The organism is Echinicola strongylocentroti (assembly GCF_003260975.1).
GTDB classification, from domain to species: Bacteria; Bacteroidota; Bacteroidia; order Cytophagales; family Cyclobacteriaceae; genus Echinicola; species Echinicola strongylocentroti.
Genome location: NZ_CP030041.1, coordinates 5,116,398 through 5,133,361, shown reverse-complemented (window position 1 = coordinate 5,133,361; position 16,964 = coordinate 5,116,398). Strand labels below are relative to the sequence as shown.

At 46.6% G+C, this 16,964-nt stretch carries 11 protein-coding genes; 3 read left to right on the top strand and 8 right to left on the bottom strand.

What is annotated here, in order from left to right; genetic code table 11:
• The first annotated feature begins 24 nt into the window (after window positions 1-24).
• From DN752_RS20220 to DN752_RS20210, 3 genes are all read left to right on the top strand, one after another.
• Window positions 25-411: a hypothetical protein gene (locus DN752_RS20220; RefSeq protein ID WP_112785650.1), complete on the top strand. Its 387-nt coding sequence runs from the start codon at window positions 25-27 to the stop codon at window positions 409-411.
• 37 nt (window positions 412-448) lie between these two features.
• On the top strand, window positions 449-916 hold the full coding sequence (locus tag DN752_RS20215; RefSeq protein WP_112785649.1) for a Spy/CpxP family protein refolding chaperone: 468 nt from the start codon (window positions 449-451) through the stop codon (window positions 914-916).
• A gap of 194 nt (window positions 917-1,110) precedes the next feature.
• Window positions 1,111-3,594, top strand: a complete 2,484-nt coding sequence (locus DN752_RS20210) for a zinc-dependent metalloprotease (RefSeq protein WP_112785648.1) — start codon at window positions 1,111-1,113, stop codon at window positions 3,592-3,594.
• 522 nt (window positions 3,595-4,116) lie between these two features.
• On the opposite strand, the gene DN752_RS20205 is transcribed toward DN752_RS20210, so the two are convergent.
• From DN752_RS20205 to DN752_RS20175, 8 genes are all read right to left on the bottom strand, one after another.
• Window positions 4,117-5,949 (bottom strand): glycoside hydrolase family 2 protein, encoded by a 1,833-nt coding sequence (locus DN752_RS20205; RefSeq protein WP_112785647.1) that lies wholly within the window; start codon window positions 5,947-5,949, stop codon window positions 4,117-4,119.
• Between the two features lie 78 nt (window positions 5,950-6,027).
• Window positions 6,028-8,157 (bottom strand): beta-L-arabinofuranosidase domain-containing protein, encoded by a 2,130-nt coding sequence (locus DN752_RS20200; protein WP_112785646.1) that lies wholly within the window; start codon window positions 8,155-8,157, stop codon window positions 6,028-6,030.
• Between the two features lie 128 nt (window positions 8,158-8,285).
• Window positions 8,286-10,823 (bottom strand): glutaminase family protein, encoded by a 2,538-nt coding sequence (locus DN752_RS20195; protein WP_245949330.1) that lies wholly within the window; start codon window positions 10,821-10,823, stop codon window positions 8,286-8,288.
• Window positions 10,824-10,965: 142 nt separating this feature from the next.
• Entirely contained in the window at window positions 10,966-13,071 is a 2,106-nt protein-coding gene (locus DN752_RS20190) for a CehA/McbA family metallohydrolase domain-containing protein (RefSeq protein ID WP_245949329.1), read from the bottom strand.
• Between the two features lie 10 nt (window positions 13,072-13,081).
• Complete coding sequence (locus DN752_RS20185) at window positions 13,082-14,143, bottom strand: family 43 glycosylhydrolase (RefSeq protein ID WP_112785643.1); 1,062 nt, start codon at window positions 14,141-14,143, stop codon at window positions 13,082-13,084.
• 228 nt (window positions 14,144-14,371) lie between these two features.
• A complete protein-coding gene (locus tag DN752_RS20180; RefSeq protein ID WP_112785642.1) occupies window positions 14,372-15,076 on the bottom strand; it encodes a DUF3823 domain-containing protein in 705 nt (234 codons plus the stop codon).
• A gap of 17 nt (window positions 15,077-15,093) precedes the next feature.
• On the bottom strand, window positions 15,094-15,678 hold the full coding sequence (locus DN752_RS25270; RefSeq protein ID WP_317048504.1) for a RagB/SusD family nutrient uptake outer membrane protein: 585 nt from the start codon (window positions 15,676-15,678) through the stop codon (window positions 15,094-15,096).
• Between the two features lie 26 nt (window positions 15,679-15,704).
• Window positions 15,705-16,958 (bottom strand): RagB/SusD family nutrient uptake outer membrane protein, encoded by a 1,254-nt coding sequence (locus DN752_RS20175; protein ID WP_317048503.1) that lies wholly within the window; start codon window positions 16,956-16,958, stop codon window positions 15,705-15,707.
• Between the last annotated feature and the right edge of the window lie 6 nt (window positions 16,959-16,964).

Genomic DNA, 16,964 nt, shown 5'->3' with positions numbered 1-16,964 from the left:
TATCCATTGTCTAAAATATAGGTTATGAAAAAGAACATTCCAAAAGGCGAAATTTTCCGTGTACCAGAGGGCTACTTTGAAAGTCTTCCTGAGCAGGTAATGGCAAAAAATGCACAAGGTAAGCAGCGGACGATCTGGATTAGTTGGGCAGCTGCTGCAATGGTTGTGCTGTCTACTTCTTTATTTATCTTTAAATTCGAAACAGAGAGCATAACGGAAACAACGACCCCCACTGCTTTGGCCGTGGAAGATGAAATTGAACTGTTAATCGATCAGGGCGAGTGGAGTGCGGAGGATGTATTGTCGCTTTCTGATGATCCCAATGCCATCCTGAACGAGCTAGTTGAAGAACAATGGCAATCTTATCAATTCAGTGAAAGTGAACTGGAAGAGGAACTATGGTATTATTAACCTTGGAAATCAGTAGGAACCGGAAAATTTAAAAATCATGAAAAAGTTAAGTTTATTGATATGGATGGCCTTGATTTCCTCTAGCCTTTTGGCGCAGCGAAGAGGTGGAGACCTTGGCTATGACAGTGAAAAGTTGGAAGCGGCAAAAATTGCCTTTATTACCCAAAAACTGGACATTACTCCTGATCAGGCAGAGCAGTTTTGGCCAGTCTACAACGAGTTTGAAGAGAAGCGGAGAAACATCCACCACCAAATGCGGAAAATCTCCCAAGTGGAGAAATCATCCCTTACCAACGAAAAAGCTACCGAACTGATCAATTCCAAAATAGCACTACAAGAGGAATTGCTTAACCTTGAAAAAAAATCGATTGAAAAGTTCTCTGAAACACTCAGTCCCAAACAGGTTTTCTTGCTTCAGGAAGCGGACAGGGAATTTATCAAACAGCTTTTTAGAATGAACAGGCAGCGAGGAAACAGGCCTAAAGAAGAAGTCCCTATTCCGTAATCTCCTTCTACTTTACGATTAAATTATAAAAGTTGCTTGCCCCCTCACCGTAGAGACTGTTTTGCTAACAGTCTCTACCTCTTACCATTCATGTATTTCCATTAGTTTATCCGCCTATTTTTTTGGATTATTATTCATCCCAAATACCTACTGAGAACATCCTATTATTTCCATTTTTCTGACCATAACCATTTATGAAAAAAGCTTTACTAACCTTCACACTATCCCTCATCCTATTTACCATTGCTGTACACCATGGATTTTCCCAATCCAATCCGTCCCCTACCATTGCCGAATTGGTAGCGGGCATGGAAAAAAAGCCGGGTTTTTTCCCTCTTTATTGGGATGACAATACCGGCAAAATATGGCTAGAGATTCCCAAAACCGAAGAAGAAATCCTCTACTACCCTTCCCTCGCCTCCGGTCTGGGATCCAATGACATCGGACTGGACAGAGGCAGGCTCTCTGGTGCTCATGTGGTAAATTTCCGAAAATCAGGAAAAAAACTATTGATGGCAGAAAGTAATTATGACTATCGGGCCATCACTGATAATACCATGGAACAAAAAGCCGTTGAAGAGTCTTTTGCAGAATCCGTTTTGTGGGGATTTGACATTGCGGCACAATCTACTACACACTATTTGGTGGACGCCACGGAATTTGCCTTACAGGATGCAGTGGGGGCTTCATCAGCTATCAGCAGAAGGAACCAAGGCAATTATAAAATAGCCCCCAAGCGCTCTGCCATCTACTTGCCACGCACCAAAAGCTTTCCTGAAAACACAGAAATAGAAGCGACCATCACCCTTACGGGAAGTGGGGCTGGAGGTTATCTGCGAAGCGTCACGCCGTCTTCCGATGCGGTCACCGTGAGGATGCACCATTCCTTTGTCAAGCTCCCTGATGACAAGTACACTCCCCGTCTCTTTGACCCTAGGGCTGGCGTCAATGCAGTAAGCTTTTACGATTTTGCCACACCGATTAACGAGCCTATCGTCAAAAGATACATCAGAAGACATCGGCTGACCAAAAAAAATCCCGGCACTGCTCCCAGTGAAGTGATAGCACCTATCGTATATTACATCGATCCCGGTACTCCTGAGCCTATTCGCTCTGCGCTTATGGAAGGCACACAATGGTGGGCGGAAGCATTCGAAGCAGCAGGGTTTATCGATGCCTTCCAAGTAAAACTCCTCCCCGAAGATGCGGATCCCATGGATATCCGCTACAATCTCGTCCAATGGGTGCACCGGTCTACCCGTGGATGGTCCTACGGCGGTGGAATCACAGATCCCAGAACGGGCGAAATCATCAAGGGTAAAGTAACGCTTGGTTCCCTTCGTGTACGTCAAGATTTTCTCATTGCGCAAGGGCTCATTGCCAATTACCTGGAAACGGGCGAAGTGGAAGATGAAGCGATGCTGGATATGGCCTTGGCCAGAATGCGCCAACTGGCCGCCCATGAGGTAGGACACACCCTTGGATTGCCACATAATTACGTCGCCAGTGCACAAGACAGGGCTTCCGTAATGGATTATCCCCATCCGCTTGTACAGATGGACGGTGACGGCAACTTAGACCTCTCCGATGCCTATGATGCGGGAATTGGTGAATGGGACCAAGTCGCCATTGAAATGGCCTACGGGGAATTTCCAGCGGGCAGCGATGAACTTCAAGAAATCGACAAACTTGTAACATCCTACCGAACGAAGGGGCTGGACTTTCTCTCGGACCAAGATGCCCGTCCAGCAGGAAGTGCCCATCCATCCACCCACCTCTGGGACAACGGCTCCAATTCAGTCGATGAACTGAACCGAGTCATGGAGATCAGAAAACATGTCCTAGCTGAATTCAGTGAAAAGAAAATAAAAATGGGACAACCTATGGCCACTTTAGAAGAGGTCTTTGTACCGATGTACCTTTTTCATCGGTACCAGGTGGATGCCGCCTCCAAGTTGATCGCTGGGGTCAACTATCAGTATGCGGTGAGAGGCGACGGTAGCAGTGCTCCGACACCTGTCAATGCCAAGTCACAAATCAATGCCTTGGATGCGCTTTTGGCTACCGTAGCACCGGAAAACCTCGAAGTGCCTGCAAAAGTGCTGGAACTTGTTCCGCCCAGACCTTATGGATACAGTGCCAATAGCAGAGAAACTTTCCAAGGAAAAACAGGGCTGACATTTGACCCGCTCACCCCGCCACAAGTAGCGGCAGAGATGACTTTCTCATTTATTTTCCACCCTCATAGGGCAAGCCGGCTAGTTGCGCAGCATGCAGTGAATACAGCGCTTCCCGGACTGATGGAAATCATGAACAAAACCATCCAAACCGTAAATGGATTTCCTGCTTCCTCGGAATATGAAGAAGAGATCTCCCGTACTGTCCAAAAAGCATTATTAGGCCAGCTGATTGATCTTTATCGAAGTGGACAAGCTTCCGCACAAGCAAGAGCATTGGCCTATCAGGGGATTCAAAAATTAAATGACAGTATTACTTCCAATGGATCTGCAGCACAAACCGCCCACCAAAGCTACGTCAACCGTATCGTGGCCAAACTAGACCATGAACCCATAGAACCTACCGAAAAGCTTCCTACAGCACCTGTACCGGATGGCTCTCCCATTGGCTCGGAGAGTTATCAATGGCTGCAGCCAATTTGTAACTTTACGACATATTGAACCTATTGATAGCCCATTGAGAGAATTATGGTTTTAATCCATGGCCTTTCTAAACATGTATAAAATGGATCCGCCTTGCAGGTATTGGGCGTTAAGAAATTAAAAAGCGGGTAGGCAAGAAGGCAGGCTTGTTTGACGAAATACTAGCCAAAAAGAATGTTGGCAGCTAGAGAAGGAGGAGTTTGCCTGCATGAGGGAAGGTTTTAATTTTAGGCCGATAGATGCACAGCGGCGGGGTTTTTTGGTTACTTTTTTGACCTGAAGCAAAAAAGTAACAAAGGTAAAGAGATGAAAACCATCTTAGAATTAAGCAAGAAAAACAATTAAACCAATATTTCCAGATACATACTAACTAAACGACATTGCTAATCCAGGTAAAGCTATATGCACAAAAAGCCCAAGGCGATTTTCACCTTGGCTTTTTTGATATAATTTATAAAACTAACTTTAGGTTTAACCCGATTTATGCATTAGGAATCGTTATGAGGTTAATGCATATTTCGGGTTTAACCAAAAGCTCCTTTACTCTGCATCATAAAGCTGCTCGTGCACTTTTTTGAGGAATGCAGGTGTCAATTTGATCACTTTTCTGTCATAGGTCATCAGGCCATTGGTCTCTACCTCCACATCGGTGGTTTGGGTGTAAACGGCCGCCGAGAGTCCTCTTGGGATCAACTTCGCCAAAGACTCCATCATCTCTGCATAGCGGTTTTCGAGGTCCTCCACAGACTTGAAACTTTGATAGCCCCAGTTGTCTTTTTCTTGCCAAGTGTGGCCTTCCACAGGTAATCCCAGACCACCAAATTCTCCCAAAGTAATGACCATATCCTTACCAAAGAACTTAGGATTCGGCATGGCTGGCTCGGGGTAATTGTGCAAATCCATGATTTGTCCTACAGGGAAGAAATTTCCGCCACTGGCACCATTTACTAGACGGCTTTCGTCGTACTTCATGGTCCATTCTACGATTTCCTCCGTCTTAAACTGCCCCCAAGCTTCATTGAACGGTACCCATACGATGATGGAGGGGAAATTATGGAAATCATCCATGATCTCTTTCCATTCAGTCCTGAATATCGCCTCAGACTCGGGAGTTCGGTCACGCTCCGTACCTACCCCTACGATCCCTGGACGTGGGTTCCACTGGTTGCCCATGTCACCACTGGGCATGTCCTGCCATACCAGCATCCCCATCTTGTCACAGTGGTAATACCATCTTGCAGGCTCCACTTTTACGTGTTTACGGATCATATTAAAGCCCATTTCCTGAGTTTTGATGATATCAAATACCAAGGCCTCTTCGCTAGGCGCAGTGTACAAACCATCAGGCCACCACCCTTGGTCCAATGGACCGTATTGGAAAATAAACTTATCGTTGACAAGCATTCGCTGTACACCATCGTCATCCAGCTCCATACTTACCTTTCTCATGGCTGCGTAGCTTTGGGCAGCATCTACTTCACGGTTACCGTTTACCAGACTCACCTCCAGATCGTACAAGAAAGGATTTCCGGGCTCCCAAAGTGTGGCATTCGCAATGCTCAACACAGCCGGCTGGCCTACTTCCACTTCTTCTTCAGCGACCACCTGTCCTTCAGCAAGTGCTTTTACACGTACTTTCTGACCAGACTGGGCGTTCTTCACATCGGCTTCTACTGTCAGCGTACCTGCATCCACGTCCGGAGTATTCTTGGTACTGGCAATATAGCTGGAAGGAACATTCTCTGTCCAAACCGTCTGCCATATCCCCGTCACAGGCGTATACCAGATTCCGTGTGGATTCTTGATTTGCTTGCCTCTGGGCTGTGGACCATCATTGGAAGGATCCCAGACCCTTACGATCAGTTCGTTGCCTTTTTTGCCTTTAAGTGCATCGGTGACATCAAAAGAAAATGGTGCATAGCCTCCTTTGTGAACGCCCACTGAGGTGCCGTTTACAAATACTTCAGCTTCCCAATCCACTGCACCGAAATGCAACAACACGCGTTCCTTGCTGGACTTTTTAGCATCAAAAGTAGTCTTGTACCATAGCTCCTTTTCGGCTCCTACACGCTCTCCGACACCAGAAAGTGCGGACTCAACAGCAAACGGCACCAATATTTCCCCATCAAAAGACGATGGCGATTGTCCTCCTTTGGATTGAATGGCGTACTGCCATAGCCCGTTGAGGTTTTGCCAGTTATCTTCCCGAACCAATTGTGGCCGTGGATACTCTTGATGGACATTTTCGGGGTCGATTTCTTCGGCCCACTCTGTCATAATTTTACCTTCGGCAGGTGCCCAGTTGCTTTCTTGTGCCCAAGCGAATGACTGGGCAAGGAGCAGACTGGCACCTAGCAATAGTGACTTTTTCATGTTGTTTATGTTTAGATTTGAGTATTGAGTATTGAGTAGTGAGTCTTGAGTAGTGAGACCTGAGACTTGGGATATTGGTTATTTTAGATTGGGGAATGCGGTGATCCTTAGCCTTGCTGCTCCCATTGGAAGTAGTGTCACCTCCTCCACAGGCTGGTCCGAAGTAGCCGGCAAATCCTCCAGTTCACCCACCAGTCCATATTGATCAAGCTGCCAAGTAGGCATTTGCTTCCCCTTTGCCTTGATCATGATAGGTACATTCTCCGGCGTAAACGGAAAATTACTTTCAGGCCAAGGCCGTTCTTCCACTTCCAGTGAAGCGGCAGGGTTTTCCTTATCCAATACCAAAGTATAATTCCAATCGGTAGTGGGACGGATTTCCCAAGATGGCCACTTTTTGGTGTCCACGCCTTCTTGCCACTTGGAGTCCCAAATGGCCGTTTCATCACTTTCTTTTCGGATATAATCTTCTCCGATCTTTAGCGAATAGGTCAACGGGCCACGGCTTACGCTAAAGCTATTGCTGTTTTTTTCCCACGTCTTTACCTCTATTTCCATAGGCAAGGTCAAACTCACCTTGTCACCGGAATTCCATTCACGAGCCAGTTTGACATAGCCTGCTCCTTTCACATTTTCCTTTACCGTCTTGCCATTTACGCTCACCGTGGCACCTGTAGTCCAATGAGGAATACGTAAATAAAGCGGAAAATCAGTGGGCTGGGCGGTCTTTATGGTAAACGCCAACTGTCCACGGAATGGATATTGGGTAGTTTCCTGAATGGTCACTTCCTGTCCATCACCGACTTTGGCCGTCACATTACTTGGGCCATAGATCGCAGCCACCAACCCATTATCAGGAGTAGCCATCCAAAGGTTTTCCACAAAATACGGCCATCCCTGGGAATGATTATGCTGACAGCATCGCGAACTGAAAGGATTCATCATCAAGAATGGACCGCTATTGGCAATACCTGGAGCGTGGTTTTCGGCATCAAGCAGTGCCATATTGGGTGAAGTGATGTAATGCAGCGATTTGAAATCCGGCATCACCGCCGCTGGATAGGTATTATACGCTACCTCCTCGGCATGATCAGCCCAAAATGGATCACCCGTAATACGCAGCAAATGCTCATCGGAGTTCATCTGCTCCACCATGCCGCAGGTTTCGACTCCCTGACGCGGATCTGCATAACCTGGTCGGGCATTTTCATCACTGCCAAACATCCCACCAGGAACTTGCCCAAAATGGGCTCGAATAATGTCAAAATTATCATAAGTAGCTTCCAAGTGTGCATCATCGTGGCTCAGCAAATAATACTGCGCAGGCTCTCTAAATGCCTGCGCATGATTGACATTGTGCCAGTCGATCTGGTCACGGTACCAGTCGGGCACCTCCCCTCCATCGCGTACTTCATAGTAATTATGAATATCCTCCAGGTCATGGTCTCTCCCTACCCAATCGGAAGTGTTTCGATGGAGCTTTTCTGCCAATTCGAGTAAGAAAGGCTCACCAGTGCGGTTATACAGCCAAAAAACACTTCGGAGATTGTCTCCGCCACGTAGTTTTTGCCAATAGCCATTGAGAAAATGTTCATCAGGAACGGTCAATTGAAACTTGAAATACTTGGTCATCAAGTCCAGTACCTTTTCGTCATTGGAGTATTCGTAATAGGACTGAAGGCAATAGAGCATGATCATATTGGCCCAAAAATCCTGGTTGTCTCCATCGAAGTGTTTCGGACCAAAATTACCATCGGCACGCTGGCTGTTCATGGTACCTTCCAGCCAGATTTTGGCTTCATCGATCATCTGTTGGTCTTCCAGTAAATAACCAATATTCGCGTAGCCTTTGAGCCAGTAAGGCACTTCCTCCCATCCCCAGTCTCCTTCACCATCCTTACTGAGCCAAGCATTGTCTTCTTTCTGTAGCCAAGCACTGATTTCACCCAGATGACCGGTCAATCCGTTTTTTTGGCGCACCAAGTATTCCTTCAGAAATCCTTCCGGCTTGACCGACCCTACGGGCAATTTGATCAATGCACTGGGTTTTAGTGGGGCTCTATTGCTGATGTAATGAGCGTTGGTAGCGGTGGTATCAATTCGCTCCACGACTGAAACGACAGTGTCCTGCCCTCCCTTTTCGCACGAAAAGAGAAAAGCAACTAACACTGCACTGGAGATTATTTTGGGTATAATGTAATGAGTCATGAGTAGTGAGACTTGAGATGTGAGATATTGATTGGTGGTGGCCTGATTTCATTATGATGGATTGCCAATCCAATTTATTGGCAATGGGGATTACAAATCCTGATTAGCACCTTCCCACTTTATAATTTTTAATTTTTCAATAATTGATCCTTTAGCACTGGCATGAAATACCCTCCTACAACCGATCTAGCCCTAAACCCAACGGATTCTGCATTGGTGGTTTCGTGCCAGTCGCTGACTGGGATTCTGTTTGGTGTCTCGTCAATATAGGTATACATTGGCTCGATAAGTGCTTTTTCATCCGCTTCCTCATCCGCCATAGCCGCTGTCCAGATCACCCAGTCTGATTTGGTGTAGTTTTTACGACTATCCAATGGCAACCCATAATCTTTCTGTTTGGTGAGGTAATAGGCAATTTCCTTTTGGGCTACTTCCTCAGGAAAAATATCCAGCCCCAACAATTTATTCCAAACCATGTTGTACTTCTGACTCCACGTCCCCTTTTTGTCAAAAGTCAAGCTATAATGATCACCATCCTCGGCTTTTTCCATCCACTTTTGGGCAAAGTCTTTTGCCAAGGCAGTGTACTTTTCAGCATCTGCGGTTTTCCCCAATGTTTCGGCCAGCTGACCGTAACCTGCTATGGCCAAAATGGCTTTGACAGAAAGGTTGGCATTGTGTGCCAAGTGACCGGCAAAATCATCCGTACACAGCTGATTGGCCGGATCAAATCCTTCTTTGGCAAGGTATTCCACCCAAGTGGTCATGATATCCCAGTGCTTCTTGGCATAATCGGCATTTCCTTCCACCTTGGCGATGGCAGCCGTAAGCAAGAGCATGTTACCAGCCTCTTCCACCGGCATGTCCTCACCATAGGTCTGGCCATTGGCAAGCGGATAAGTACCCACATCATGGGCTGGAAAAGGCTTGGCCCACTTTCCACTTTCACTATAATAGAAAATCGGCTCGATCATCCCTTTGAGCAGGTCAGGATTATAGATTAAAAATAAAGGAGCAGAAGGATACGTCACGTCCACCGTGCCGATGGACCCGTTACTGAAATTTTCTTTGGAAAAGAAAAACAGCTCTCCATCAGGACCTTCCACGGTTTTGTGGGCGGCCACTGCCTGTCTGTACACCAGTGCACACATTTCGGCATATTCTTTTCCAGCTGCATTATAAGCATCCTGGTACAGCTGCTTATCAAATTGTTCGCTAGCAGCCTTTAATTTTGCATAGTCAGTTTGTGCTGCCTGAAGCATCTGCTCGGTGGTCATTCCATATTTTTTCCACCACGCTTTTAGATTTTTATTGAAAAACTGCACCGAGTACAGGTCATCGTAAGCCAAGGTCAGAAAATCATGCTGACTGGAGTCCCCTACTTTTCCAAAATCAAAAGAAAAAGCGGAAGTGATCATCTGATCATCCAATGCGATGGGCTTTTGGTCGGCATCCTTATCACTAAGCTTACCATTCTTGGCAAATCCCGCCACACTGTTGGTATTCACATCAATTTGGGAGGTGATATTTTCCTGGTCTGCAGCCGTCAAGTACAAGTATCCCCAGTCGATTCTCACATTGTCCCCTTTCTTTTCTAAAACCGGCTGGGTGCTCGTGCCGATTTTCATGGCTTTCAGGCCTGCTATTTGGGGTCGCTCCCATGTCACCTGCTGGTTCATGGTATTTACCGCCAAATTACCTGCTGCGCTGAAATACACCTGCACTTCATGTTCCTTTCCATCCTTGGCCTGTACTTCGAAGCTCACATAATTGGCAGGCCTTGTCATTATTTCAAGGTTATCGGGAAGCATGGGTGCCGTAAACGTCACATCCAGCTCCACCCCACCGGCATCAAAGGAGTATAATGTTTCGGTGGCATTTACTTTTGAAAAAGTCTGATCAGCATGGGCAATACTTACTGAGGGCTGTAGCACTTCGACCAATCCCGCATCCAAAAATGCTCCACCCGTCGTATTTTGGCAATGAATAGCCAACAGGTTCTCTCCCTTCTTTAAGGCATTTTTGGCTTCCTCGTTGATCGCTACTGTCGCTGGTGTGCTTACCCAGCCTTCCTTTTCATATGCTAGCACACCGTTCAGGTATATTTTCACATTGTCATCATGATGGACATTGAGCAATAGGTCATAAAAATCAGTCTTTTCTAGCTCAAACGTCCTTCTGACCCAAATGTCCTCTGTATTCCACTGGTTAGGGGCTGGGCTGTCGTCTCCATTGGTAAATGCCCCTTTGGTGGTTTTCCATTGGTTACCTTCTTCATACGCCAATTCTTTCCACTTATCTGATGGCTTTTCGAGTGAATAGTTCCACGATTCCTCCAATCCAGCCAGCGGAAGTACCGTCTCCGTTTCGGTCATTTCCTCGCCCAAAAAATAATAGGACTTCCCATCTACACGGATGATTCCCTGAAGGTCATTGGCCACTCCAGTCCAGTGACGCGTAGCATCACCGTTAAGTTCATCGCCCATGCTCCAGACACTCAGGTAAGGATCCACCGTAATCAGCGGATAAGCCGGTGGACGAAGGTTACTCATCTCCTCTGCTACCACTCCGTTGGACTGCTGTTGCGCCGCATTTTGACAGCTCACTAGCGAGGCCATTCCTCCCGCTAACAGTAGCTTTGCCCATTTTTTCATACTAAAATTCATATCAATAGGTTTAATTAAGTTTGATTTCTTTACGCTTACCGATTCCTAAAAGAGGAGACGTTGTTGCTCCGTATTCAACGTCCCATGTCTCCTATCTCAAGTCTCACATCTTTCTACTTGCCACTAAATATTAGACACTCCCTTATTCTATCCATACTGGCTGTGTAAAAGCACCATTTACTGCTGCATCCCACACTTCCAGCCTTACCCAAGTACGGTCTTTCAAGTCCACTTCAAAAGTAAATTCATCTTCACCAAACGCACGGGTTGCTTTCAGGTCAATAGTCTCTCGATACACTTGCTCCCCATCTCCTGAAATGATCTCTGCGTATTGGAGGGGAAATGTCCATTCTGCACTCACCTTGACCGTGGCTTTTCCACTGCCATCCAGCTTCAACACTTCTCCACTTCCTTTACCATTGACAGCGAAAGCCGGCAAAAGCACCTCTCCAGTAGTGACAAAGAACTTTCCTGACTCCATCGCATCCACCACGGGCTGCCAACCATCTTCAAATTTTGGAAGTTTGTCCAATTGAAGGTAATTGACATTCATATTGCCATAGATCTCATAATCCGGTTCCAATTTAAAAAGGTCTGCTTCTCCGATAACATATTTTCGTTCTCCCCAATTGGCCATATCATCCATTAATTTAAGGACTCTTTGGCCCAAGTTGGGATTGGAAAGATCTGCGGGAAGTGATTTCCAGGCGGCACCATTAAAGCGGTCTGAGTGGAAAAAATCCTCATCCTTATAAGCATCTGGATAACCTGTGGAGCCTTTGGTACGGGCGTGGGCGGTCCAAGCCAGTCCCTTTTCTTCTTCCAGAAGCCTTAGCATCTCTTCCTTATTTCCTACACGATAAACTTTCCCATAGACTGGATGATCCTCCACAAAAGGCTCTCCTTCCCGTCTCGACATGATCCAATAAACGGGGTTTGGAAAAATATTCATCCAATGTCCACCAAAGTGGCAATTGGGTTCTTCTCCGGGGAGCATCAGAAAATCCGCTGTGCTCAGCCGTTCACATTCGGCAAACATCAAATCCAGTTCCGGCAATCTCCTAGGCCCCGGATCGCGTGGATTTCCAGCCAAGTGGTATTCTCCCAGATGCATGATATTTACCCCCATAGAGCGCAAGGCTTTCACGTGACCGGGAATATTAGGCACCGGTTTATGGGTAAGGATATCATCCATATGCTCGGTATGAAAGTGACTGGCCATGGTCCTATAACCAGGCAATGGTTTGTACTGATCATTTCTGGTAAATTCCTTTACCTGCTCCATGACCTGCCCGTCTTTGGTGTCACTGAGGTAAACAAAGAAATTGAGCCGCTGATCGGTGTGGGGCGGGGCATTGAACCAAGGCACGTGCCTGTTGTCTCCCATAAGGTCATGTCTGATGCCGATGCCAAAACCATCTACCTCATCCCTGTAATTTTCGCCAGACCATACATATTGGAGGTTGTACACATTGTCCAAAGGATAAAAAAACTGGTGTGGTGCAGGAAATACCGCCATGCTCCCATGCTCGCTTTCGCCAATAATGGTCCTGTACTTTACGGCTAGATTTTCACTTTCCCCTACCTGCTGACTTGCGGACTTTGACTGCAAATACCCCTCTGTATCAGACCAAAACACCTCATTCCATGCTTGATCTTTGGTCACCAAGCCGGCATCATAAATGATAGCCTTGGCATCCTCTTCGGTGTGCATGACAGCAGCGATATTGACCAAAGGACTGCCGTGGTAAAGCGTCACTTCTAACCAGCCAGAAAAATTCCCTGCGGTCAGATCGCCTACTTTAATAACCGATCGCTGCCCATCGCTCATTACTTCGAAATGGGATTTTTCCAACTGCACCCGGTAGGTTTCATGGGGTTTATAGGCGGTACGGTCAAAAAAGATATTCCAACCACTTTCCTTGCTCAAATCACGCTCTCCTACTGTTAGTAAAAACATTGGATCAATGCTCTTGGCAAGTTCTACAGGTTCACCCGCCCGCTCCAACTGGAAGGATTCAAAAAGCGGCTGACCACTTTTGGTGTTAATAGCGAGTTTACCATGTTGCGCATTTCCAGTTGGCCACGACACGAGCAAACCACTAGAGGTACTCTCCACCGTGGCGTCTCCTTTCTTGTCAAAGTCAGCAAGAACAGTTTCCACTTGAGCATTAAGCACAAAAGGCACTAAACATAAAAAACCGAAAATCAAATATCTTAAAGGAGGCATAGGCTTTAATGGGATCATTTTTAGTTGTTTAAAATACTGGGCCATCGTTGGCTTTGGTACTTGGTTCTTGCCTTACCAGCATCGGCCAACCGTCCTTCCAGAGAATCGGATCGATCAAGAGTGTCCTTCTATTGGTGCCATTATTGGTCCGTGGGTGGCTTTTTAGCATACCATGGTAAATCAGCCAATCGGTTCCCTCTTTATCGGTGGCGATTTCTGCATTGTGGCCGGGTCCAGCAAAACCGCTATCTCCCAAGTTTCCCTTGACCACCAGTTCTCCATAGTGCCCATCCAAGAGCTTGTTGCCTGCTTTGTCCAGATAGGGGCCTTCTAACTTTTCTGACCTTCCCACCCAGACTTGGTAACTGCTATTGGCGCCTTCACAGCAGGAACCATAAGAGCCAAAAAGGTAATAAAAACCGTTTTTCTTAAAGATATAGCTAGCTTCAAGGTGATCGCCCGCTACTCGGACTTTCTTTCCCACCGTAGCCTTTCCGTCTTCAGTAAGCTTGATCATATAAAGTCCTCTGAAACTTCCCCAAAACAGGTATTTTTGACCTTCTTCTTCATAAAAAAAGGGATCAATTGAATTGTTTACGCCAATGCTCTGGGAATCAAAAATTTTCCCATAATCCTCAAAAGGTCCCTCAGGACTGTCCGCTATGGCCAGGCCAATCCCGGGATTGGCATCTCCCCAAGTAGAAAAAGAATAGTACATAAAATATTGGTCGCCTACTTTGGTGACATCTGGCGCCCAAATGCCACCTTCTGGCTTCCATGTGGGTTTGGAGGACAGGGCATCCCCCACCAACTCCCAATGGATTAAGTCTGTTGATTTGATCACGGGGACCAGGTGATAGCCACCTTCATCGCCCCAATTGTCTTCGGTGCCATAGGCATAAAAAGTATCTCCAGATTTCACCACCGTGGGGTCTGCTAGCACCGGCTCCCACACTGGGTTGGTGTATTGGTCTTGGATGTCTTCATCATCATCGACAGGATCAGGAACAGGCTCCTGAGCACTGCTCGAGCAGCCCACCATGGATAAAAAAGCGGCAACATTCAAAAAGATAAATACTAGTGGTCTCATAATTTGGTTTGATTTAGGGTCAATTGGCAATAACAAATCCAGCCCAATTAATCATTGCGAACGGTGTGAGGCCACCTCCTATCATAAGATAAAATGGCCTCCTACCGCATCGCAATGAGAACTGGATTACGCCATTGCGAAGGCAGCGAAAGCGCAGTGAAGCAATCTTTCCTTTTGAAGAAGGGATTGCCACGTCACAAGCTCCTTGCAATGACATAATGCTTATCATCAGAAGTCTATCCGTTCGATAGATGAGAAGATCATATCCTCCACTCCTTCTATCCTCAGCCCTACTCGGGCAAAGACATAACCTTGTGTAGGCGTCATGTTCGGCACCTCAGTGGACAATTGGATACTGGACATATCAGCAATATCTCCACCGCCCAACCTGGCAGAGCTGATACTGGTACGTCCATCCACAAAGGCTGTCTTGCTCAGGTAAAGTACCACTTCGTTTACACCACGGGCATTGGCATCAGTGATGATTTGCTCCAAACCAAAATTGGCGGTCACCTCACTGCTATTGCCCGAAATATCCACGTTGCGGATCATATAATAGGGAAGTACCTCAATGTCCATGTTCATGCTGCCAGTGAGGTTCAGCGGAATCGTATCAGAACCTGATTCAGGATTGGTCAAGTTCATAAACGGTCCCTGATCTGCAGGGACGATCAACTTGTAATCACCTGCAAACAACAGGGAACTGAATGAACCATCCTGGTCAATGGCCACACCAATATTTCCAAAGGTCTGCCAACCGTCTTCCCATAGCTGGAAGTACACGTCATTATAGCTTACGCCAATGGGTTCTCCGTTATACACGATATTGCCATCCAAAAGTAACTTAGGCTCGTCGTAGTTGTCATATTCACAAGAACTCATGCCCAAAGCCATCAGGCAAAGTCCCGCAAGATATTTTATATTCTTTTTCATGTGTTCTTCTTTTATCCTTAATGGTTAGGGTTTCGGACAATTTTCGGATTGCCGTTCAGTACATCGTCACCGATTTGGGAATAATAATTCCCCAGTCGGAATCGGTGCGGGTTAAATACCGGTGTCGGTAAAAACTCCTCAAACACCCACTTTTCATGGTTAGGAGTGCCCGGTGCATACACTTTATAAGGATTCAGACCAAATACACGGGTACTGATAGCTTGTGCTTCGCTAGGATCATTGGTAAGCGGTACCGCTTCACCATTCCATACTTGATGTGCTATTCTCCATCGTTTATAGTCCCATAAGATATGGTTCTCGAAAGAAAGCTCCACTCTACGTTCGTGTATGATCCTATCAAAGGTGATTTCGGAAGGAGCCAAGTCCTCTGGCATACCAGCTCTTCTCCTTACCTCGTTCATGTACTGGGCTGCCTTAGCATTATCACCAAGTTCGAATGCCGCCTCTGCGGCGTTCAGCAGCACCTCTGCATAGCGAAAACGAATCCACCATACGGAACTCCTTGTTCCACGCTGCCCTGAACCTACTTGGGTATCCACAAACTTTCTGATATAAAAGCCATTCTGTGCAGACCATTCCAAGTTAGGGATCGGACCATCAAAGCCTACTAGCTGGTCATTTTCACCATTTGGCAGTTCACCTCTTCCCCCAACTGGTCGGAAGTAATCAAGCTACCGTCCTCGGTTTTCCATCCAGCCCAGATATCTACCGGACTGCCACGAAAGGTTGCGCCCGGAAAGATAACAGTACCGGCCAACCTTGGATCCCTGCCTGCGAAGATGTCCTCAGGGTTTTCATAATAAATAGGATCACCATTTTCATCAGTAGTAGGCAGCGGCGCAAAGGTATTGTCCAATAGCTCAAAAGATTGTACCAAATTCAGTGAAGGGTTCAACTTGCCCCCTACTGTGTTTTCTTCGCGAAGGGATCTCGGAATGGTTTCGATGGTGAAATAATGTGTTCGGGCCTGCACCAAATAGTCCTTGGCAAAAATCACCTCGTTATTCGCTGATTTGTTCAGGAAAATATTGGCAAAGTTTTCTGCAGGATCTGGATCATTATTGTACAACTGGTAGGTACCCATACCCATCAGCTCTTCTGCTGCACGCAAGGCAGTAGTATAGTAACCATCTGCCATGCTAGCGGGAATACCTACCTCTTCGCCAGGAAGGGACACGTTAGGCGTAGTCTGTCCATAGTTGGCAATAGAGGCGGCATATAGGGCTGCTCTGGCCTCTAAAGCCAATGCAGCGCCCATTGTGGCCCGGGATACGGTGCCTCCATCAGGCAAGTCCCCTTTGATGGCTTCCATTTCTTCGATCACGAAATCATAGATTTCATGCTCCTTGGCCCTAGGGTACTGTAGGTACGTAGGATCGCCACTATAATCATACTCCAATGACTCCAAAATAAGCGGTACGCCACCCATTCTTTTGACATGCTCAAAATAGGACATCGCACGAATGAACTTGGCTTCGGCAATGAACCTGGCCTTTACATTCGGGTCAAGCTGATCAGCCGCCTCGGCACTCTCTATAAAGAGGTTAAGGTCACGGATAAATCCGTAATCCCACATCCCCCAGTCTCCATACCCGTAATCTTGGTTTTGGTGTCTCCAATAATCACCGGCATTGGAAGCAAACGCTTCATCAAAATTGGTGTAGTTCCACCAACTCTCCAGCTGTTGGTAATCGGGAATTCTATTATACAGGTCTGCCAAAACAGACAATACCAAATCCTCACTTTCCCAAACCTGCTCTTCCAACAGGATATCCTGTGGCTCACGGGTTAGAAATTCCTCATCATTACATGCAGTAAACAAGGCTACGCATGCGCATATACTTAATATGATTTTTTTCATGGTCAG